This is a genomic window from Reticulibacter mediterranei (genome assembly GCF_016587455.1).
In genome coordinates this window covers 2592614-2615563 of record NZ_BNJK01000001.1, presented here as the reverse complement: position 1 = coordinate 2615563, position 22950 = coordinate 2592614, and the positions used below count along the sequence as shown (strand labels likewise).

General features: G+C 49.4%; 17 protein-coding genes. 7 read left to right on the top strand and 10 right to left on the bottom strand.

Annotated features, from left to right (window positions below; genetic code table 11):
* Positions 1-2: 2 nt before the first annotated feature.
* On the top strand, positions 3-1079 hold the full coding sequence (asd, locus tag K3T83_RS11150; RefSeq protein ID WP_220203047.1) for an aspartate-semialdehyde dehydrogenase: 1077 nt from the start codon (positions 3-5) through the stop codon (positions 1077-1079).
* A 169-nt stretch (positions 1080-1248) separates the two neighbouring features.
* Here the strand turns inward: asd and K3T83_RS11145 are convergent, their stop codons facing one another.
* The 6 genes from K3T83_RS11145 to K3T83_RS11120 form a co-directional block, all read right to left on the bottom strand.
* A complete protein-coding gene (locus tag K3T83_RS11145) occupies positions 1249-1914 on the bottom strand; it encodes a DUF899 domain-containing protein (protein WP_220203046.1) in 666 nt (221 codons plus the stop codon).
* A gap of 114 nt (positions 1915-2028) precedes the next feature.
* Positions 2029-3471, bottom strand: coding sequence for an MFS transporter (locus K3T83_RS11140; RefSeq protein WP_220203045.1), 1443 nt, complete (start codon positions 3469-3471; stop codon positions 2029-2031).
* 35 nt (positions 3472-3506) lie between these two features.
* Positions 3507-4742, bottom strand: coding sequence for an RNA polymerase sigma factor (locus tag K3T83_RS11135; RefSeq protein ID WP_220203044.1), 1236 nt, complete (start codon positions 4740-4742; stop codon positions 3507-3509).
* 6 nt (positions 4743-4748) lie between these two features.
* Positions 4749-5111 carry a YciI family protein gene (locus K3T83_RS11130; protein WP_220203043.1) on the bottom strand — a complete coding sequence of 121 codons (363 nt, stop codon included), beginning with the start codon at positions 5109-5111 and terminating at the stop codon, positions 4749-4751.
* 208 nt (positions 5112-5319) lie between these two features.
* Positions 5320-6339, bottom strand: coding sequence for a LacI family DNA-binding transcriptional regulator (locus tag K3T83_RS11125; protein ID WP_220203042.1), 1020 nt, complete (start codon positions 6337-6339; stop codon positions 5320-5322).
* A gap of 241 nt (positions 6340-6580) precedes the next feature.
* Positions 6581-7927, bottom strand: a complete 1347-nt coding sequence (locus K3T83_RS11120; protein ID WP_220203041.1) for a S53 family peptidase — start codon at positions 7925-7927, stop codon at positions 6581-6583.
* 604 nt (positions 7928-8531) lie between these two features.
* On the opposite strand from K3T83_RS11120, the gene K3T83_RS11115 reads away from it, so the two are divergent.
* Positions 8532-9533 (top strand): CHAP domain-containing protein, encoded by a 1002-nt coding sequence (locus K3T83_RS11115; RefSeq protein WP_220203040.1) that lies wholly within the window; start codon positions 8532-8534, stop codon positions 9531-9533.
* A gap of 90 nt (positions 9534-9623) precedes the next feature.
* Here the strand turns inward: K3T83_RS11115 and K3T83_RS11110 are convergent, their stop codons facing one another.
* Positions 9624-9953, bottom strand: coding sequence for a DUF5522 domain-containing protein (locus K3T83_RS11110; protein WP_220203039.1), 330 nt, complete (start codon positions 9951-9953; stop codon positions 9624-9626).
* Positions 9954-10367: 414 nt separating this feature from the next.
* On the opposite strand from K3T83_RS11110, the gene K3T83_RS11105 reads away from it, so the two are divergent.
* Positions 10368-11615 (top strand): aminoglycoside phosphotransferase family protein, encoded by a 1248-nt coding sequence (locus tag K3T83_RS11105; protein ID WP_220203038.1) that lies wholly within the window; start codon positions 10368-10370, stop codon positions 11613-11615.
* 46 nt (positions 11616-11661) lie between these two features.
* Here the strand turns inward: K3T83_RS11105 and K3T83_RS11100 are convergent, their stop codons facing one another.
* Together K3T83_RS11100 and K3T83_RS11095 are read right to left on the bottom strand one after the other, a co-directional pair.
* The gene (locus K3T83_RS11100) at positions 11662-13290 is read right to left on the bottom strand and encodes a winged helix-turn-helix domain-containing protein (protein WP_220203037.1); all 1629 of its coding nucleotides are present in this window, start codon (positions 13288-13290) and stop codon (positions 11662-11664) included.
* A gap of 11 nt (positions 13291-13301) precedes the next feature.
* A complete protein-coding gene (locus K3T83_RS11095; RefSeq protein ID WP_220203036.1) occupies positions 13302-16820 on the bottom strand; it encodes an AAA family ATPase in 3519 nt (1172 codons plus the stop codon).
* A 355-nt stretch (positions 16821-17175) separates the two neighbouring features.
* Between K3T83_RS11095 and K3T83_RS11090 the strand changes: the two genes are divergently transcribed.
* A complete protein-coding gene (locus K3T83_RS11090) occupies positions 17176-17889 on the top strand; it encodes an RNA polymerase sigma factor (protein WP_220203035.1) in 714 nt (237 codons plus the stop codon).
* A gap of 54 nt (positions 17890-17943) precedes the next feature.
* Here the strand turns inward: K3T83_RS11090 and pdxR are convergent, their stop codons facing one another.
* Positions 17944-19536, bottom strand: coding sequence for a MocR-like pyridoxine biosynthesis transcription factor PdxR (pdxR, locus tag K3T83_RS11085; protein WP_220203034.1), 1593 nt, complete (start codon positions 19534-19536; stop codon positions 17944-17946).
* 219 nt (positions 19537-19755) lie between these two features.
* Here pdxR and K3T83_RS11080 point away from each other — a divergent pair, with 219 nt between their 5' ends.
* From K3T83_RS11080 to K3T83_RS11070, 3 genes are all read left to right on the top strand, one after another.
* Positions 19756-20667, top strand: a complete 912-nt coding sequence (locus K3T83_RS11080; protein WP_220203033.1) for an eIF2B alpha/beta/delta subunit family protein — start codon at positions 19756-19758, stop codon at positions 20665-20667.
* 126 nt (positions 20668-20793) lie between these two features.
* Positions 20794-22416: a gamma-glutamylcyclotransferase family protein gene (locus K3T83_RS11075; RefSeq protein ID WP_220203032.1), complete on the top strand. Its 1623-nt coding sequence runs from the start codon at positions 20794-20796 to the stop codon at positions 22414-22416.
* Between the two features lie 170 nt (positions 22417-22586).
* Positions 22587-22880, top strand: a complete 294-nt coding sequence (locus K3T83_RS11070; protein WP_220203031.1) for a GYD domain-containing protein — start codon at positions 22587-22589, stop codon at positions 22878-22880.
* The last annotated feature ends 70 nt before the right edge of the window (positions 22881-22950 follow it).

Below are 22950 nucleotides of genomic sequence, written 5' to 3'. Positions count from 1 at the left end.
CTATGTCTGCACAACTTTCATCACGCATTCCTGTGGCCGTACTTGGGGCAACGGGCATGGTTGGTCAACGTTTTATAGAATTGCTTCAAGGGCATCCCTGGTTTGAACTGGTTGCTCTGGCAGCCTCAGATCAGCATGGCGGGCGACCATATGCCGAGGCGACCCGCTGGCGCTTGCCAAATAGCGAGATGCCTGCAGAGGTAGCGAAGTTGCCGGTGTTGCCATGCCGACCTGATGCGCTGCCAGATGTGAAGATTGCCTTCTCTGCGCTGCCGGGCGAGATTGCAGGCGAGATCGAGCTGGCGTTTGCTCAGGCAGGTGTTGCTGTTTTTAGCAATGCGAAGAACTATCGCATGACCCCGGATGTTCCCCTGCTGATACCTGAAGTCAATTCCGATCATATTGCCGCCATTGTGCAGCAGCGCAAGCAACGCGGTTGGTCTGGTTGTATCGTTACCAACGCCAATTGTTGTGCCACACCGCTTGTAATGGCGCTCAAACCGCTGCAATTGAAGTTTGGCGTTGAGAAGGTGCTAGTCTCGACCATGCAGTCTATTTCGGGCGCAGGCTATCCTGGCGTCTCCGCGTATGATATCGTCGATAATGTGATCCCATATATCGGTGGCGAAGAGGAGAAGTTGGAGATCGAGACGCGGAAGATGTTGGGCGAGTGGGAAGAGGGACGAGGCTTCGTCTATGCGCCGATGGTTGTGAGCGCGCACTGTAATCGTGTACCGACGCGTGAGGGCCATCTGGAGTGTGTCAGCGTGTCGCTGGGACGCGATGTCAGCCCTGAAGAGGTCATCGAGGCGTGGGAGAGCTATGTGCCTGAACCACAGCAACTCGGGCTACCCAGTGCGCCGGAACAAGCTTTGCTTTACCGCTACGAACAGGATCGCCCTCAAACGTTGCGCGACCGCGATGCTGGCAAGGGGATGACTACAACGCTCGGTCGTTTGCGCCCCTGCCCTTTGCTGGGCTATAAATTCGTCGTACTGGCGCATAACACGATTCGTGGAGCTGCTGGTGGTTCTGTACTCAATGCTGAATTGTGTGTGAGTAAGGGGCTGGTATCTTAAATTATTGCGAGAACTTTCCGGTACGAGCCTTAAGGCATGGGCGAGTTGCTCAAAATGAGAACCGCCACATGCCTCTTCTGCTAGATCTGACCTTCGAGGACGAATGGATCGCTTCCGGTTGTAGATGGACGAACATTTTCCTTACGCCGTGTGCCGTATCTCCGACGCGTTAGGCACCATAGGAGTCGTGGAGGCAGAGCCAGCCCATAGCTGAGCTATTACTGCGACCGGACGGCTCTTCCCAGTCTTCTTGCCGACCGAGCGGTGTCAGATCGAGGTAGTTGTACGTTCCGTGGAGCAGATCGTTCCCACGCGCGGTCGTCGAGTAGGTGTGAAAGATGTTCTCACCTTTGCGTAGAAAGACACTCACCCCACCATTCTCGCCGTCGTCCGTGGTGAAATGGAAGTCGTAGTTGAAGTCGCTGTCATATGAGGAGAACCACGGAACAGTCCAGCCCATACGCATCTTGAATGGCAGGCTCTTCGTCAATGGCGCACGTGAAATAACAGCTAATGATGTATCACGAGCATACAGGTGGGCCGGATGACCCATGTTATCAACAACGAACGAGCAGCCCGGACAGCCCTCATCCCAGCTCGGATCAAACATGAAATGATAGACAATGAGCTGATTACGCCCCTCGAAGAGATCGAACAGAGAAGTCTTGCCGTCTGGACCCTCGAAAAGGTACTCCTTGTCAATATTTACCATCGGCAACCTGCGCCGCTCAGCATTGAGTTTATCTCGCGCGTGGGTAGCTTCCTTTTCCTTATTGAGCAGCGCCTCACGCGCAACGAGCCATTCTTCTCGTGAGACGATTTGCGGATAATTCATGCTCTTCTCCTTTGATATAATTATTAGATTGCTTTACTACTTTTCAATGCCCTGTTTTCCCTGAATCTGCGCGTTCTCTCCGCTTCTGAAGGAAGCGTGCGACGGCGGTGCAACTCACTTGCGGATGCCAATGAGTGCAATCAGTACTCCAAAAGCGGCTCCCACTGCTGCCGTCAGAAGTCCCGCGTGAAGGCCACCAAGTTGTGCTGCCACCACTGGCCCAGCATTTGTTGTATGCAAGGAGGTGGCGGTCACAGCTGCGACTACTGTCGAGACGATGGCGAGTCCCAAACCGCCGCCAGCCGCTCCTACTGCACCCTGTAAACCGGCTGCCAGACCCTGCTCCGTCGCCTCAACTCCTCTGACGCCTGCAAGAGAGAACGCAGTATTTCCAATACTCATACCGACCTGCGTGAGGATAACCGTCGGTAAGATGACCCCAATATAATCACTACTGGCACCAATCTGCACAAAGAGCGCGATCCCGCTCATCATACAGAGCAGGCCCAGGCAGCAACTCAGCTTCATTCCGACCCGATTCAACAGCCAGGGCGCGGCATATCGCGAGGCCAGGATAGAGACAAGACTTCCCGGCAGCAGGGCCAGGCTTGCTTGTATTGGAGAGTAGTGGAGCACATCTTGTAGGTAGAGTGTGAAGATGAACAGGAAACCGAAAAACGAGCCGAGCAAGGTGAGAAAACCCACATTCGCCGAGCGAAGCGCGCTCGATCGGAAAATGTGCAGCGGCATCAAGGGTGCCCTGGAGCGTAGTTCTATCAGAATGAAAACGGTCAGGAGAACGAGCGCGACGAAAAAAAGCACCGCCGTCTTGAGAAGGGTCGCACCCTCATTGCTCGCCTGCGTGATCGCGTAGACCAGCAACAGTAATCCTGCTGTGACCGTAACTGCACCTGCCAGATCATAAGATTGCCTGCTAGAGGCCGATCGACTCTCTGGCACGAGCAGGAGGCTTAGCACCACAATTATTACCACAATAGGAACATTAACGAAAAATACCCAGTGCCAACCGATAAAACTGGTCAACAGCCCCCCCACGACTAGCCCCAGAGAGAACCCCGCACCAGCCACCGCAGTAAAGATGCCCAGCGCTTTGTTACGCTCCGGTCCCTCATCAAAGGTCGTGGTGAGAATCGAAACCGCCGAAGGGAACATCAAGGCTGCTCCGATGCCCTGAATTCCACGTGCCAGGATCAACAGCCAGCCGCTATATGCCAGCCCACAGATTAAGGAGGCCAGCCCGAAGAGACAAGTTCCTATCAAGAAGATACGACGACGACCAAACAGGTCAGCCGCACGTCCTCCTAACAATTGAAGGCCAGCGTTGGTCAGGACGTAGGCTCCTTGCACCCATTGCAGATCAGTCGTGGTCAATTTGAGATCTTGCTGGAGATGGGGCAGCGCTACATTGATAATGGACACATCCACAGTATCCAGAAAGACGGCCATGCTGACGAGAACCGCCACCGCCCATTGCCATGAAATCACTCGCTCCCCTATCTTATCTGGATGTTTATTTGCTACTGATACTGTTTTCATCGTATTTTTCCTTTTTCTTGCTTCGATGCCCCATGCTAGCCACGTTCAGAGAGGCGCTGGCGGAGGAGAGATTGCTCAGCCTGGTTGCCTGTCAGCGTGAGCGCTCGCATCTCGGCTGCTCGTGCTTGCTCACGGCGGCCTAGTTCCAGCAGGAATGCTCCCCGGATGGCGTGAAAGAGATGATATGCTGCAAGATCGTTCGCCAGAGCTTCGACCTCGCTCAAGGCCACCTCTAGTCCGGCCACATACCGCAACGCCACAGCCCGATTTAGACGAATGACTGGCGAGGGGGTCATGGAAAGCAGCAGGTCATAGAGTGCCAGGATCTGCGGCCAGTCCGTAGCTTCCCATGATTCGGCTTCCGCATGGCAAGCCACCAGCGCAGCCTGGATCTGATAGGGACCGGGACGACCCAGCACCGCCGCCTGTTCGATCAGTTTGACAGCGTTGGCAATCATCTCTCGATCCCAACGAGAACGATCCTGGTCGCTGAGCAGGATCAACTTCCCCTTAGCATCGAAGCGTGTATCTGCCCGCGCCAGGTGCAGCCGCATCAAAGCGAGTAGCCCCAACGCCTCCGGTTCTCCTGGATACAATCGCCTAACAAAGGCAGCAAGCCAGGCCGCATCTTCAGCCAGGTCGCGATGCATGGGCGCACTGCCAGCGCTGGCGAGATAGCCCTCGTTGAACATCAGGTAGAGCACCGTCAGAACCTCGCCCAACCGCTCATCTAGCTCCTCCGCACGAGGCACACGATAGGGAATGCCCGCCTGCACAATCTTCTGTCGCGCTCGTACCAGCCGTTTCGCAATCGCCGACTCCGAGGCCAAGAACGTGTGCGCGATCTGAGCGGTGGTGAAGCCGCAGACGGCATGTAGCGTCAAGATAACTTGCGTCTCACGCGAAATCGCTGGATGGCAGCAGGTGAACATCAATCGGAGGCGGTCATCTGACTCTGGCACCACTGTACGTTCCAACAGACTGATTTTGTCGCGGTAACGTGCATCGCGCCGGAGCTGGTCAATAGCACGACGCCGGGCTACCGTCAGCAGCCACGCGCCGGGACGTTCTGGAATGCCTTCGACAGGCCAGCGCTCAAGTGCAATGAGTAGAGCATCCTGAACGATCTCCTCAGCCACCTCGAAGTTGTCCAGGAGACGCACAAGTGCCCCCACTAATTTACCTGCCTCTTCACGGAATACAGTGCTGAGCGTGGCCTGGATCTCGCCATTTGCACCGGGAGGCTGCATGCCCTGTTGGTCATCAGACATCGGATGTTACTTCCCCACCACAACAGGCCAAATCTCGACCACACGGTGGCAGGGCGCGTGATCAGCCCACGTTTTGGCAAGTTGCAACGCCTCGTCCAGATCAGCCACCTCGATCTCCGCATATCCTCCAATCACTTCCGTCCCCTCAAGAAACGGCCCATCGGTCACGAGAGGTTTGCCACCTGTGCCAACATGAACGCTGGTGACAGTATGAGGCAAATGAAGTCCATTGTCGCTCAGGATCTGAGCACGATGCTCGGCCATCCACTGAGCAGACCTCGCTCGGGTCTTGGCGCGCTCCTCTTCAGGCAGTGCCTGCCATGCTGCAAGCTCCTCTGGAGTTGCACAAAACAACAGGAGATATTTCATCAGATGTTTTTTCCTTTCTTCCTCTACGCCAGAAGGGTCTCATCGCTGGAGCATTTCCCTCATGCGCTCTTTACCTATACGACGAATAAGCCTGATCCGAAAAGGACATCTTGCGTTTCTCCTCTGTTCCTCTTCCAATTTTCTGTTCAAACTGTGGGCAAACCCCTTTCCCGTTCGTGCTGCGCCGCTACGAACGGGAAAACTATGTCTATTTTTGGCTCTTTTGATGCCTGCCAGAGGACGCGCGTTGTATCAGGCGCATTGGAAGAAGTATCTGCTCAGCTTCTCTCTGTTGGTTATCAATCACTTCGAGCAGTAAGCTCATGGCCCGTTTGCCCCATCCATAGAACGGGAGATGGATTGTTGTCAGGGAAGGAAATGTATGGGCGGCCATAGGGATATCATCGCAACCTACAACGGCACAGTCCTCTGGAATACGTAAACCTTTCTCTTGCAATGCACGCAGCACACCTATTGCCATAATGTCATTATGGGCAAAAATAGCGGTGATATCAGGTGTACGCTCTAACAGCCGCAGCGTTGCTGCATAGCCTCCCATTACTTTCCAGTCTCCCTCTTCGACAAGCTCAGGTATATAGCTGATATCTGCTGCGGCAAGCGCTTGCTGATAGCCCAGGAGACGCTCTTGTGTGACGAAGCGGCTCATGGGGCCTGCAATGACACCAATTCGTCGGTGTCCCAGTTGCAGAAGGTGCTCTGTTGCCAACCATCCTGCCTGAATCTGTTGAGAACCTACGAGAAATTTATCTAGATTTGGTACAGCATGGATACTGACTATTGGCAATTGATCGTGTAAGAGATTGCTGACCTGAGTATTATGTTCCAATTGTTGAGGGGCAGCAAGCACAAGACCATCAATGCGCCGTTCCATGAGCAAACGAAGAGGTGATTCATAATCGTTTGTCTGTTGATCGATGTAGCTAATCATTATTCCCTGGTCACGACGACGCCCCTCTTGTTCGACTCCCATCAAAAATTGCACAACATACTCTGTTGCTTCGTCAACAATTACGCCAATTGTCGAGCTTCGCTGCATCACGAGGCTGCGAGCAAGTGTATTTGGGATGTAACCAAGCTGTTGTGCTGTCTCTAAAATAGAAGCTCTAGTTTGGGTAGAAACATTGCCACCTCCTTTGAGTACCTTGCTCACCGTTTGAAAGCTGACTCCTGTTTGTGCCGCAATGTCTTTGATGGAAGCGCGTGGCATGTTTCATTCTCCTAGCACTATTGTTTTTGATTTGACCGCTATGCATGGTTGTTTCATTATAAAATATGTGTGGCAACCAATTAGAATGTTTTTGTCTTGTATTTGTTTATAGAGACATCCGATGGTTACAATAGATCAGTTATGTTACTACGATTTTCCAGTTAGATTTGATCTATTTAGCTTACTATACAGAAGAGCCTGGGAGGTCTATCTTCCAGGCTCTTCTGTATAGTAAGCTAAGTTAACTTTTCATTGCTGCGATTAGATCAGGGACGAGTTTCTCGGCGTTGGGGCTGCCCAGGCCAGTTGAGGCATCCCAGCCTTTGGTGGCACTATAGCCAGTGACTTTGGACAGCTTGTTGCCATTGTTGCCGATGGTAATATCGCGAAAATCTTGATTGTAGGTGCTGGAATTTGCCAGTTTGTAGAGGGCTGGATTGATGAAGCCCAGGGAGTGTCCTGCCTTCTGGTTTGCGATGGCCATGATACCAGCCCAGAGTGGAGCACTGGCACTGGTTCCTCCCGCAAGCGACCATTCGCCGTCCAGATAGAAAGCCATGCCTGTATAGGGATCGGCAACGGCGGAGACATCGGGAATGCCTCGACGGTTCTGAAATTGCTGTTGTGTCGAAGCTGGCAGCGTTTTCTGATAGTCTGGCATGTTATAGAACTTGCTGAAGCCTCCACCTGTGGCACCTCCAGCATCATCGTTCCAGACCCGCTCGCTAAATGTTGTGCCGTTACGTTTCAATGTTGTACCACCAACGCTGGTGATCCAGGGAGAATCGGCGGCGAAACTAACAGTTGGTATCTTGGCTAGCTTATGGCCGGCCATATCGGTCACATCGGTAGCCCCGTGATCGCCCGATGAAGAGAAGTAAGTGATACCCTGCTGCGTTGTGCTTTTCTGAAGCAAATCATTCCACTGTTGCCGTTCCTGTTGTCCCTGAGCATCCTCAAGCGTCAATTCTGAGGCACCCCAGCTTTGAGAAATGATGCTTCCCAGCTTATGGTCGAGAGTGTATTGGATCAATTGGCGAAATTCGGGGAGGCCAACCGTTCCTTCGGTTTCTGCTACCGGACTCACCAGCACAACGATTTTGGCATCGGGTGCGATGGCATGAATAATCTGTACATCGAGCGTTGTTTCACCTGCCCAGCCCTCCTTATCGCTGTTGGGATCGCGCTCAGGGACTTTGAGCGGCGAGATAATCTCAAGGTTGGCGGGCGGCAGACCAAATTGCTGGTCGAAAACTTCCATATCGTGCTGAAGCGTCGGGCTACCAAAAGAAACGATATCGATAACGGTCTGTCCCTTTCCAGTAAAACCTTTATCGATGAGGGGCTGAACGCCATACGCGAGGCGTAAAGATTGTGGTGTCTGGCACCCTTTCACTTTAATGAGTGGTTTAGGGCAGGCATCTATGGTAGTGCCTGATGTCGAACTGGTTGTTGTGGGTGACCCTGTGATGGTCTCAGACTTACCTTGAGATGTGTTTGGTGAACTGGTAGTAGGAGAGGTACAGGCTGCGAGCAGCAAACAAAGCAAGACCAGGAGCGGTAGCAAACGTCGCAATGCATGTGTCATAGTCAGGAACTCCTATGTATTCGAGAGTAGTAAGCAGATCTGGTCTGAAATGGCGCTAATTTGCCATTCAGAGCGGTATGCTACTGACGCTGATACCGTCTCCGCAATGGCATCTCTTTGTATAGATAGAGATAGCTTTCATTATATCTTAACGTTGCATCGAAAGGAATTGATCCAGAGTGGGAGGCAGGGCTTTCCAGTTCTCCGCTCAAAGGGGTGCAGGGTCTCCCTGCCGGGGTCTGGGGTGTCCCCAGTTTCCTTCCCTCCTTCGCGCGCCGCCTGCGACGGCGCGCAAAAGAGAAGAAAAAAGGTTTTTGCGGGGACACCCCGCACCCCGGCAGAGGGCTGCCGCCCTCTGCACTCCCGCTAGATGGGAGAATTGGAAAGCCCTGGAGTGGGAGGTAGGAGCTTTGGCGTCAGTGTTGTTTTTGCGCAAATTGGTGAGCGAAATGCAAATTAATCCTAGTCCTATAGTCCTACACAAGCAGGCCCAACTTGACCGATGGGACGAGCTTGGGTAAATTTGCTGTTAGGTGCTGAATGTGCTGAATGCGAACGCTATTGTTGTTGTTTATGTGACACTATTGGATTGAAGGAACGTTGTATGTCGTCAATGGATCATCGTCAAAGTGGTACTGATGAAGGGCAAGTTGGCTTCAGGCCAGAACAAACGCCGGGTCTGGGTGTCCAACAGATGCCGTTTTCTGAGAACACCCCTGCGCCTGTTGGTTCACTGCAAGGTCAGTCAAATCAACCATATTCAGCGCCTCCAGGTGGAATGAGACCGTTTGTTGGTCCAGATTCCACGCCTGGAACCAGTAATGCACTCATTGATCCCGCCACGCTTGGCAACCGTCAGTTGCAAGAGGTGGATACGGGAGCAATTCCGATTGTGCCGAAGAATACGACCAGCTTGCGTGAGCCAGTGGTAATCGGGCGTACCTGGGATAAGCGTACCGGGTCGATTCGTCCTCCCAAAGCCCGTCGCCTGGTTGTGCATATTGCAGTTACCTCCCTCCTCGTGGTCATTATGGCGGGAACGCTGCTGGCTACATTGTCCACTGCCAGTGGTGCGCATGGTGTGTTGAGTATATTTAAGCCTGATTCCGGCACTGTGAATACCAAATCGAACAACACAGCCTTGATCGAATCGCAGGCGGCCACTGCAACGGCAGTGACACAGGATGGTTTTGATCCAGGTGTCAACACGGGCCAATACGTGGGTATTCCAGGAGCTCCAGCTGGCTATGATAATGCGAGCAATCACTTCTACTATGGACAGTGTACCTACTGGGCTGCAATGCATTATCACGATCTGACCGGGATCTGGGTTCCCTGGTTTGGCAATGCCAATCAGTGGGTATCCGGTGCTCTGTCGAACGGCTGGGTCGTCTCGAATACGCCCACGATCCATTCCATCATTGTGATGCAGGCGGGTATTCAGGGGGCTGGCTGGTATGGACACGTTGCTGTTGTCGAAAAGATCAACCCGGATGGTAGCGTCGTCACCAGCAATTGGAACTGGGCAGGTAGTTGGGGAGCAACTACGATGGTCACGTTCCGGCCAGGTTATGGTATTAACTTCGTCTCCGCACCAGGAAAATAGTTGCATCTGTTCTGACGGACAAAGACTATATATATTTTCAAGAGAGATGAAAAGAGGATAGGTGAGTCAATCTCCTATCTTCTTTTTTTATTATCTGCGCCAATGCTCTAGCAATCGGTGATAGTGAGCGATCATGGTGCGATGATATTCTTTCTCTGTTCCTGAACATTCAGCAAGCTGAGATTCATGTGCCTGTAACATGGCTGTTGCGCCACCAATAGTTCTGGGGGAGACGCGGGTTCGGCGCACACATTCTGGCGGGACAGGTCGCCAGGCGGGATCAGCACGCCAGTTGATATAGGGACAGTTGCGGCAACGGTTGGCACAGCAATACCCACGACGGATCAAGAAGCCACGAGTGGCAATATGGAGACCCTCTGATGTAACCTCCCAATCCCCCTCATCCTGATAAGCAACCATAGAAGTCAATCCTCTGATGTCAGGTAAATTGTCATTGCTCTATGCAATGCGTACACCCATTGATTGTAATCATAATGATACATTGAGAAATGGGATGGCGCAATGGTGAAAATATTCAGATGTGCGTTAATTCCTATGGAAGTAAAGAAATGCTATGAATCAGGAAGAAATGCTATGCATCTGCTATATCTATGATCCCCCTAAATACAACATTGTCTATAGTAATTGTTGAATAGAAAAGTAATCTTAACAATTGTATAAATAAATATTGACTTTTGTTTTTCATTTTAGGAGAAATTTCCTAGCATATGTCATTAAATGGAAAATGATATGTATAATGATAGGTACTGACTTGTTGCTTGCAATGTCAATAATTTGCAACATTCATATCTGTGTATTTAGGAGTGTTGACGTATGGACGGATTAACGGGTAGATTGATGAAGAATTATGAAAGAGATGAAAGAGGAATGCATGCGGGATTTTTTAGACAAAGTGTAGCCTTTCATATTCAAAATGATTACATAGATAAATGTCAACCTATTGATATTAAAGGTGAGTACGTTGTTGAAGGACAAAGAAACACTGATTCTGCATTGATCTATGATGCGAAAGATAAAAAGACTGGTGAACGGTTCTGTTTCAAAGTATTGAAGCCATTGGATGGAGTTCGCAATACAAAAAGGAAGAAAGATCAGGGAGATAATGAAGATGAGAAAGAACGACTTAAGTGTTTAATTCGTGGATTAGATGCTAACAGAATGCATGCGCCAGGTGTAGTATTGGGAATTTCTTGTTTGAAGGAGCATATTGAGGGGAAATCATTTTTTTGCGAGAAATTTTACAGGGAGTTGAAGCTAGAGGATGTGAAGCGAGAGCTAAGGGAGGTGTTGGCATATGGGAAACAGTATGCATTGGTGATGAGGTATCTTGCTGATGAATGTCGTCTAGAAGTTCTGTTAGAAAGTGGAAGTTTGGATTCACAAACAGCCATGAATATGCTTGCACAACAAGTCGCCGATAAGCATAAATTATTGAAAGAAGCTCCACTGAATAAAAGAGATGAATTTATATTTTTAAGTAAAAAGCTGAGAGATAACGGCGATCTACTTAATAAAATAGATTGTATTCGGGTTAAGGATGAGAGTATTAAAAACGTTATTAGAAAGTTGGAAATTTGCCTAAAGGCTAAAAAAGAGATTTTTAAGGAGAGAAGGGATAATAAATGTATTAAACGTTGTCATGGCGATTTAAAACCAGGCAATCTCTGGTTATCTCCTGCGCTGCCATTGCAGTCTGCAAAGCTCCTGGCTCTTGATTGTATTGATTTTAACCGTCCAGATTTCTATTATATCGACACCTTATGTGATGTTGCTATGCTGGCAATTACGCTGGAGCATTCATTTACATTGCGTTTAGGGAAGGAGAAAGCCAGGGGACTGGTAGAGGTATTCTTGGATGATTATCTAGAGTATATGGAGGAAGAGAAAGAGAAGGTATTATTTTTATTGGACTATTATATGGCGGAGAAAGCTATTGTTTGTGCATATACGAGTTACAACGATGGTCAGACTTTTTATGTGGTGGAGCAGTACCTGGAACTGGCTTCTATGCATGCAGAAAGATTGACTGAATATCTGCCAGTGTTTGCACAGATCAGGTAGTCACAAGAGAATATATTATTAAGAAGCGACAACTATGCGGTTGTTGCTATTCCAGGTGTAGCCATTCAGCATGTTTAAGAGAGTATTGCCCACCATACTGATTTATGATCAGTTCATTGTTTTGACTATGCTCTTTTAGCTTTTTTCTGAGTTGATGTAGGCGTTGAGTGAATCTGGCTTTCTCAATCGTTTCTCCCCAGGCAGCTTTCATCAGTTCTTCTTCACTGCACTTGTCGGGATACTGTAAAAGAACTTTGATGAGCTGGTATTCTAATTCTGAAAGCTTAAGGCGTTCGCGGGGTTGTTCGGGGAGTTGAATGGTAAGCCAGTAGCCATGTGGTATTGATGCCACAGCTTTATGAGGTTGTGAGATCGGTTGTGCTCGTTGTAACAAATAATTACGGAGAATGGCTCCTGGGTAGTGTATGGGGCGTAATGGATCATAGCGGAGTAGACCTTCATTTGCGAGAATATAGCGTAACTCTTTACCAGTCCCGTCCCAGTTGCCCTCACTGATTGTTTCTTCTGCCTGTTTCTGTTTGAAAGATGTAATGAAGCTATGAAAGATGTTGTTTGTATCAGGGCTGCTTTTGTCCAGCACGTTTTGCAGGCGGTTCCAATGGAGCGAAAGAAACGGCGTAATGCGTTCGTTGACCGACTCGATCAATTCTTTTTGTAGATTTTCTGTAGATTCGCACCATTGCAGGTGATGAGAAGTAGAGATTTGTTTAAAGTGGAACATGCGCCAGCAGAGCTGGTGGAGGATATAAGGGTGAGTTCCTGCCTGTTCGCGTATCCATTCCTGCTCACGTGCTGTAAAGATCTCGCCTCCTCCCAGGTTTCTAAACACCTGAGACCAGTCTTCGCCGAAATCTTCCGGTTTTTGGGCGAGAAAGGCTGCTGTATCGTTCCAGGTAAAGCATTGTAAGGTAGTGGTGGTGAAACGAGCCAGATCTGCTGAAACATGGACAAATTGATCGACCATGCTTGGACGAGGAAGACTTGCAATGGAAAGGATAACTCCAAAGTTGACAAACTCGTCCAGTAGATCAACCAGGGTACGAATGATGTTGCTATGGTTAAGAATGGAAAGCGCATATTCCTGTGGTGCCTGCTCTGAGCTTTTAGCAGCATCAGAGAATTGGATCTCTTTTGGTGAGAAGCGCTCTATAGCATCTAGCATGACAAAGTAGCGAGCTTCTGGATAGCGTTGCGTCATGGTACGAAGGAGTTCACGCAATCCTTTGAGGCCAGTAAGATTGGTTACATGTTCTAGCTGATGAATTTGCCGGAGTGCGTCTATGCATTTTGTGATGAATGCTTGATAGATATCGTTCAATTGGGAGAAGTGCGAGAGCGATGTCAGATCGATTTGCACAAAATACCGGTGATTCAGGTCGATCGTTTGACGTAGGATTGCCAGATCGCTTTCATCACGCCAGGACCATGTGGATGCTGTGGAATGTTCTTGAAATGCTTCATTTAAATAGCGAACGAGGGTTGTTTTGCCAATCAAGGGCGCTCCCGTTAAGATAATTGCGCTCTGGCTGCTGGTGATGATATTTCTGATGTCTGTATTTCTTCCCGAAACACGACCGGTGATGGCTCTACTGGTATCAGTAATGCGAAAGGGATTGGGAAGAGTTTCCCAACTTACCGAAGATGCGGGCATCATTTGTCTCCTCCTTATGCTCTACGTTCCTGCACAGTAAAAAACCAGCGATTGTGTGCCATCCATCGCTGCACCAGCTCGATTTTGAGGGCATAATAGAGGGTAGAGGGAGCACGTTCTTGCCTGTATTCGTTCAGGATCAGCCCATTGCGCAGACGTTCAAGCTGTGGTCTGATCTCATTGGATGGTCTATCTAACCACTCGGCAATCTTCTTGAGCGAGATGCTTGGCTGGCCTGTACGACCGGTGATATCCACGATAGCCTCGACTATGTGTAATTCTTCATCGTTTTGTAGTTCATCGTGGTAAAACAAAAAGTTATGCATTGCACCAGCATCAATAATGCTCTCCACTGCCGTTTTGATGTCTTCTTCGCTGATTAATTGTTGTTCCGTATTTTCGTTCAGGCGAGATATGAGTTGTTGGCCGATGAGAACAAGATAGTAAGGATTGCCTCCGGTGAGCTTGATACTGTAAGCTACAGCTTTCTGATGCATTTCAATGTGCTGTTCTCGTAGTGGATCCGCTAATAACTGTTCTGCGCTATTTCTATCCAGATACATGAGCGGCAGTGATTCGGCAAAGTTAAAAGCATCGGCGAAGAGATAAGACGTTAAGAGGCCGTGTGAGCGTGTAGGCAACACAAAGAGCAGACTCAATTGTGGAATTTCGTCGATCAGTTCGCGCCAATATGTAAAGAAGCGTGGTTCTAGAAAACGTTGTTCATACGAGCTTAACGCACCACCAAACTCGTCAAGGACCAGAATAAGGCGGGATTCGGGTATTTGAGACAGGCACTCTTGTATCAGGAGTTTAAAGCGTGCTTGTACATTGCTATCGTGATAATTTGACCAGAAAGGTGCAGCTTGATGGAGTTGCTCATGAAAGCTCTGACAAACTGCTTCAGCGATGTGTTGAAAGATACCTTCTTCGTTTAGTTGTGTACATCCTTGTAAGGAGACGAATGTATGCCAGTGAGGAGGCATGATATAGCGCTCTAGAAAGTTTTTACAGAGCGATGATTTGCCTGAGCGTCGTGGTCCATACAGCACAAGTGCCTTGCCCTGTGTTCCCTCACATAAGGATCGGTAGAGTTTTTGCATTTCGGCACCCCTGCCAAAGAACCTTCTTTTTGTGGCCGGACGTGAGATATCATAGGGACTGTTCAAAATAACAGGCCGCTTTCCCTGAACAAGAAATGGAGGTTCCTGGGATAACGATACAGGAATATTGTCTATGTGACGCTGATGATAGAGATGATGTAGACGTTCATATATGTGAGGAAGGGTAGCGGATGAATCGATCTCGACATCCAGAATATTTTTAACATTGCTCAGTTCATTCCATATGTTGAGCACTTCACTGTCATTATACGTTTCTATCGTCAAATATATTGTGGCGTTTTTTAATCTGGTGCTGGCATAAGCATGGAAGGAGAGGAGGATGGGTTGATGGTAGAGCAGTCGTTTAGTGATATCATGAACCAGTCCCCGACGATCCAGGGCTGTGATCGTGAATGCGACTTTAAATGAGGCGGGAGGGCTTTGCCACGTCATCGGCAAGAGTTCTGACGATTGATTGGCTCGACGATGAGTGAGACGAGGACAATCGACGCTATGAACAACAATGGCCTTTCGCTTTTGATGGGTGCATCCTACGATATTTGGTGTACGTGGATAGGCCGGTTGGCATACGCCGCAGAGTTGAGGCGGCGAAGAATGTTCTGCTGTACTATTCAATGGCTCAGGTATCCAATGACTCTCTTTCACATCCTGAGCATCAATATGTTCTGCGTTACGGCGCATGATCTGTTGAGCCGCCCATTCAGGCGTCCAGGGAGCTTCTCCTTGGTTATTAAGTTTATCAAGGTATGAGGATGGTTTGCCTAACTGGTGCCGGGCAACGAGAAGACGTAATTCCTCATCAAGTTGCTCTGTCGTTAAGAGATAATGGTAGCGTTCCAGAATATCGCGAATAAGTTGATAGCTACGATGTGCATATGTCTGTGACCGTAACTGTGCTTTCAGGAGGTTTTTCGCCTTTGGCGTAGTGACGTAACTGTCTATGAGCCAGACTTCTTTGACCTGCGTCTCCTCGGCTGTGTGAATCTCGACAATATCGCCAGCGTCGAGCTCTCGAAACAGAGGCGCTTTGCGATTATTGATAATCGCCTCAACAGCCCTTGCCCCAAGAGAGGTATCAATTGCATAGGAGAAATCTAAGGCCGTGGCATGGAAAGGGAGCGCCACCGGGTTACGGTTGATATCATAAACGATCATTGGTCCGTGCATATTAGGTTGTTCAGTAGCACTTTCTGTAGCTTTTTTGTAATGTACATCGAAGATGGCTTTTTGAATTGCGTAATATACTTTCCCTTCGCTACTGTGCCAGAACGATTCTTGGTGAGGGAGCGACAAATGTTCTTTGGAGAGAAGAGTGGTTGTATAAAGCTCATAACAATTTGGATAGAGACATCCATAATACATTATCGCGTGTAGAGGTTGTGTTGCAATTTGTAGGGTACAGATATAAGATGTTTCAATAAGCCCGGGAGGAGTATGCAAGGCTGGATTATTGGGTTGTAAGATTAATCTGAAAGAGATATGACTGTAGCCATTTGATTTCGGATGTGCGATATAATCGCTCATTCGGTCCTGAATGGTTCCTAATTGACTGAGCACGCCAAAGGCAGCATAACAGTCTTCAATAGTAGGGACAATAACATTAAATATCACAAGATCAAAGCCTGTAAAGCGAGTTTTCTCTGTTGTCATGGTGGTATGTGTTTCTTGCACGCGGCGCTTCATTCCGGCAGTGCCACAGGGGACATAGCTCACTGTAATTGGACGCCCTATCATCTCCTGATAATATGTTTGGAATCTTTGTCGGATTTTCTCCAATTGAGAAGTATAATTCTTTAACGTGGCTTCAAGCTTCTGGTGATCTTCATTAAATCTGGTTGGATAACACAATTCTTCTGTGATGTCTTCAATTGCTCGTTTAAAGTGCCACATGCCGAGATATTTTGTGACATGGAGCAGGGTTCGGCGAACATTTTCAATATGAAATAAATCTTTGCCCTGGGGTACTTTGCCTTCACTCTGCTGCTGCCAAACCTTTAAAGCCTGATAATAGGCCGCAAGAGCGATGAGAAGTGCTCCAAGATCGCTATAAGGAGGAGTAATCAGGGGGGAGAGATTTTCTTCTTCAATATCGTTTGCGTAACGAATAGATTCGTTGATATGTTGCAAAACAAGTTCGCCCTCTGGTAGCCGTCTCCAGGGGATAGAAGCTTTGTCGTATTCACGGATATATCCTGCTACCACTACATGCCAGGGCAGACCCCATGAGTGCAAGAGATCTCCAACTTTTTGTGAGTCATAACGAACATTGAGTACATATGCTAAAGAAGAGCGAAGCATTCCTTGTGACTGCTGTACAAGATCGTTGATACATCTTTCCCAGGCTTCTGGTATTGTCTTAGGAGTAGGTTTCCAGGGTGTAAGATCGGTATTTGAAAGTGCATCAGTCATTGTATCTGCTCTCTTTTCGCTCTAAAAGACAACAAAGAATTATTACGATGCTCACGTTACTTGTAGCATAGTACGTAAAAGAGTGGAAGTCAAGTAATATGTCTCTTGACAATCCAAAGAATTTTATCGTGTTTTCTTTTACAAAGTTATGTGCTGATTCAAAAATGTTAATACAAATCTTCCTTCTCGTAGAAATTTCTTATTATGTTCATTAAAAGGTAGAAGGAGTACTTTTGTGGGATTATTATAGAATTATAAGGCCGAAAATGGTAGATTTTTACGGCAATTTTGACTATGATTGTTACATAGAAACTTACGTACACATAAAAGTCAAGGCAGAGCCTGAGAGGAACATATGGTCACGATGCAGTCTGACAGAACTCAAGATGAGAACCGTAATGTAGATGCCATCCTCTTGCAGATCGAACCCAGTATTGTTGCTTTGACCAGGCGTATTGCGTATGCGGACCTTTCTGATTGGGATTGTGACGAAATAGCTCAACTGGTGCGAATAAAACTTGCGCCCATATTGGCTGAAAAACGTATCGTCAATCTCCCTGCTTACCTCAACATTACTGTTCGCCATGAAGTCTATAGTTATCTTCGTGGGCGTAAGACTTTTCTCCCGCTGTTTATGGATGAGGACGAAGATGCTTGCTTTCCACCTTTCCCTGGCATTACAACTCAGGGTATGGATGATCCACAGATGGAAATTGAGCAGCAAGAAGCACTTTTAGAACTGCTTGATCGCGTAGTCGCAGCCGTTTTAGAATTACCAGCCATGCAAAGAAAGGCCACCATTTGTTTTTTGTGGGATCGGATAGACGACCCGGTACTCCTGCAAGCAGCTTTTTTGAAGTATCGTATAGACATTACGAAGACGGTATGGCCTGACAACATATATGCAAAACAAAAATTGCAGGCCTCGCGCTCGGTTGCACGCCGAAGCCTGGCCAGGAAATTGAATATTGATTTGAGCCTGTATGAAAAACGTCGTAAGGTCAGCATTGGTAAAGTACGTAAACGTAAGGCAAGGGAAAGCGAAGAGATGCTTTCCCTTGTTGTATAGCTGCTCTAGAGATAGGAGGGGCGGCCTGTTTGTGTTGAAAAGATTGTTGGTTGTTCAAACCATCGGGATACGCTCATGGAGAGTATCCCGATCTTCACGTGGAGAGCGGCGGTTCTGGATGCGTTTCATGGTCTCGCCAATGCGCTGGATGCCTTCTTCGATATGTTCCTCCTCAGCTGCGGCGAAACTGAGACGAATATGGTGTTGTCCGCCGCCGTCGCTGTGAAATGGTTCGCCAATCACAAAGGCAACCCGTTCCTGTGCAGCCTCTCGTAAAAGCGTGCGGGCGCGCATCTCTCCCGGCAAGCGACACCAGAGATGGAACCCTCCTTCCGGACTGTTGACCCGCGTGCCCTTCGGCCAGTACTGTTCGATGGCCTGTAACGTCAGGTCGCGCTTATGTCTATATTGCTCTCTTAACCGGGCCAGATGACCGTCAAGCAGGTCTCGTCTGATGATCTCAGATACGATCCATTGGCCCAGCGCGTTTGTATTGAGGTCGAAGACCTGTTTGTGCAATGAGAGGCGCGAGATGATCGGTTCCGGCGCTGCGACCCAGGCGACGCGCACCCCAGGAGCGAGAATCTTTGAGCAGGTGCTCAGGTAGATCACATGTCCGCGCGTGTCCAGCGCTTTGAGTGGTTGCGGTTCCTTATCGCCAAAATAAATCTCGCCATAGGGATCATCTTCCAGGATGGGAACCTGATAGCGTCTTGAGAGCAATAGCAAGCGGCGGCGGCGCTCCTGCGACATGACAGCTCCCGTAGGATTATGAAATGTGGGAAGCGTGTAAATAAAACGCGGACTGCGGCGGGCGAGAATAGATTCGAGGAGATCGACTCTCATACCATCGCTATCGGTTGGGACGCCAATGATCCTGGCTCCCAGCGCCCGAAACGTTTGCACAGCTCCCAGATAAGTTGGCGTCTCAACGATCACTTCATCGCCCGGATGGAGCAGGAGGCGCGCAAGCAGGCCAAGCCCCTGCGTCGAGCCTGAGAGAACCATAATCTGCTGAAAATCAACCGAGACTCCGCGCCGCCGTAGGCGCGCAGCAATGCCGCGTCGCAGGCTTTGCAACCCTTCAACCGGGCAATAATCGAGCGCATGTCGCGTGTCTGTGAGCAGCCCGTCGGAGACCACCGACCGTATTATCTCTGCTGGTAACAGTTGTTGAGCAGGGGTGCCTGCCGCAAAAGAGATCACTTCCTGTCGTTCACCCGTTGAGGCCAGTTCGCTCAAAACGCGTGCATCAGGTCCAAGCGCGAAATCTTCATCGCCTGTTAATCCCAGGAGCCACGAGGGATAATCGCGCCCGAACTCCTCATCTTCCTGCTCAAAATGGCTGCGCTTCACCAGCGTTCCCCGGCCCACGTGACCTTCGATCAAGCCCTCGCTGGCAAGTTCGTTATAGGCGTTCATCACCGTTGTACGGTTCACGCTTAATTCGTTTGCCAGAGCACGTTCGGTCGGGAGTCGGGTGCCTTCAGCTAATTGGCCGGAGAGAATGGCATCTCGTAGTCCCTGGCAGATTTGTCGATACAGGGGGATATTGCTAGAACGATCAAGACAAATTAAGGCACGGATGGACGCTGTAAAAAGTGGTAACGGCTGATGGATTGACTGGTTGAACATACTTTGTCTCATTAGTTCTTGCTCCTCCTGATATGACTGTTCACAGATAGTAGTGTAGCTTCCTCATTGGCTGGTGACAAGTGCCAATTGGGAGGGAACCATAGGAGCCAATTAAGAAAAAGGCAGAGTTAAAAATATTATTGAGAGGGTGCTTCTGAGTTTACGTAGCTATGCTACACTGGATTGTGTAATCTCGTGACACAGACTTTCGGGTGAGCAAGGAGCAAGCACATGAGAGATGATCTCCAACAACGTATCGCGCAGGTGCGTAATGATCGCGAGCATGGGTCGCGCTGGCTTGTCCACGAAGCGCTTCTGATCGTGCGCGATCTTGCCCGGACAAAGATAGCTTCGTCCGATGAACATATGCGTCAACTCTTTGTGACTGCCAGGGAATTGGCCGGTTCGCGTCCGGCAATGGCAGCCCTCTCCAGTGCCGTTAGCCGTGTACTCAACGTAACAGGAGGGCCGGAGGCAGTCGCTCGCGCGGCAGATCATTTGCTGGAGGAGTATGAAGAGGCTCCAGCACGCATTGCCAGATATGCAACGCCCTATCTCAAAGGTCGCTTGATGACATGTAGCCTTTCTGGGACCGTTCTGGACGTGCTGGCGGCCTGTCAATCGCAAATTGAGCATATCATCGTGCTGGAAGGGAGGCCGCGTTACGAGGGGCGGGTGATGGCGCAGGAATTGCAGCAGCGTGGCTTCGCCGTGACGGTAATTACAGATGCTCAGGCTGATATCTTCTTGCCACAATGTCAGGCGGTCGTTGTGGGAGCTGATAGCGTGCTGGCAAATGGCGATGTGTTGAATAAGGCCGGAACTGCTTTGCTTGGCTGGGCGGCGCGAGGACACCAGCTCCCTTTTTATGTCCTGTGTGAGACGCTCAAGATTTCTCCCCGGCGCTGGCTCGCTAATCCTGCACATCGACAGGAAAACCTGCATATGTTGGAAGAGAAAGAGGGGGCAGAGGTCTGGGATCAGGCAAAACCGGGAATAACTGTGCGCAACTTTTATTTTGATCGTACCTCCTTTGCCCTGGTTGCGGCCTGGGTGACAGAGCGGGGCATCCTCGATCAATCAATGATAGTAGATATTGCGGCACAGGTAGAGAAGGATGAACGGCATCTTGCCAGTGGATAGGAAGGAACTCCCGATTTTCCTATGTATTTGGTAAAAACGCGTGATGCCAGTATCATGACAGATAGAAGCTGTTGTTCTAAGACAAAAGTATGTATGTGGGGTTGAAAGAAGGAGCGTGTAGTGGAAATGAGTAAAAAACAGCGGTATCCGTCAGATGGCGGACGTAAAGAAGCAACAGCAGCAAGGCACCTGGACAACGAGGTGGGAGAGGTTGCTCCAGGGATTACAGTTGTTCGTAGCAGTACCCCAAGACCTATGACATTGGGGCCAATGTTAGCAGCACTCTCCAGTGGAAAAATGTCTGCACAGGAGGATTATACCTCCACCAACGAACGGACGGAGCGACGTGGTAGCACGGCAAACAGCGAGCATACCGCATCGGTTGTGGGTTCATTTGATGAAGCACAACACGATAAAACGGTTCTCGATGATATAAATTTTGATGGCATCTCATTGCCAGGTTTTCCCAGCAAGGCACCCTCGGCTCCTCCTGTCCCCGAGGAATTGAGCGATGAGGAAGAAGACACACTAGCTGAAAATAGCGCGCCGGTATCCCAGGTTGATAAGGAATCTTTACAAGCCGAAGAGTCACAGGAGTTTGATTGGCTTTTTGAGTATGGATTGGAGATGGACTCAACCATCTTAAATAGCCCTGAACGGCTGGATGGTGCTGCTTTGCTCTATGGGCCAGCGGTGCTGAAGGGATATCGTATTCTCTTTGGCTCCGTGGAGAAGCCAGGGGGAAAAGAGGGCAAGAGAAAAACGATTGCCACCATTATGTCTGGGTCCGATGCTGCTGCTGAAGTATGGGGCGTTCTCTATCGCATTCCTTGCCGTGTGCGAATGCGTCAGGGGGGAGAGCCGGCATTACTGGATACCTTGCATGATGCGACCTCGCCAGGGCGTCTTTTTCGACCAGTGCAGGCGGTGGTGCGCGAAACGTATCGCAATCGGGATATCGAATGTGTGACCTATGTTGCCACCGATAGCGTCCAGCAGCACATCAAGCCATATAGGCCGGAACAGGGCAGCACCGATATGTTGTATGTGCAACGCGTGAGTACTCTCGCCAGGAAACTGGGTTTGCCAGAGACATATCTTGCCCAATATATGCGGCCCGCACAAACTGCTCAGTCTGAGCCTGTTGTTGCGCCACGGGCTGAGCGTCATACCGAGCGTGTTCCTATCACGACAATGGTACGCGTCGAGCAAGATACGGAGCCGCTACCCGCCTTTCGTGAGGTTGGTGGCGTGAGCGAAATGGGGGAGGTTGGCAAAACGCCGTTGCTTGTTCGGTTGGAAGATACGGCGAAGTCTGGGGAACCTGAACTATTTGCAAGCCCCTGGTTGATTGTCTTCTCTGTCTATCTCGTGGTTGAGTTATTGGTCGTTCTGACCTTTGCAGTCATGCAAGCGATGGGTTTTGGCAATACAATCATCACCAGCAACTTTACCCTCTTGGGGGTGCCCTGGATGGTTCTAGTATACGGATTATTGGGTGGCTGTATCAGCAGCCTTGTTTCTCTGGGACGTTTACGAATGGCTCATCCGCCCGCATTCGTTGTCATCACCTGGTTTACCCGGCCCTATGTCGGAGTTGCTCTGGCCCTGCTCTCCTATCTATTTCTTACCAGTGGTTTCTTTCTTTTTGATAGAAGCGCGGGGAGGCATGATGCATTTTTTCTTCTGGTGGGTGCATTGGCCGGTTTATGCGAGAGCCGCATCTTTTTATCACAAAGCAAGCACTGAGCGGGTAGTTTATGATAAGATGAGCTAAACGGATAATTGTGTGTAATGAGGCATACTTGTATGTGTGCCTGGAAACCGTGTACAATGGTACAGAGACAAAAAAACGTACGTTGTTGCCTGTTTCTTCGTCGGTTGTTGTAAGATGTTCGCTATCACTCGGAGGAGACACTATGCCAACCTATATTAGCCTGGTGAACCTCACGGAGCAAGGAGTGAGGGAGGCGAAAAACGCGCCAGAGCGTCTCCAGGCATTTGATAAGGCCGTGCGCGAGGCGGGAGGAAAGCTGATCGGTTTCTATCTCGTCATGGGACAGTATGACTACATCGTCATTACTGATGCGCCCGACGATCAGATTGCCGCGCGTCTCATACTCGGTACGATTGCTCAAGGCAGTATGCGAACTCAGACGATGCGTGCCTTCCCACGAGAAGAGTTTGAGCAGATTGCCAGGGGATTACGCTAGTCTCGCCTGTATTTCTCGTGAATATTAGAGAGGGGACAATGGACAAACACACGCCTGTCCATTGTCCCCT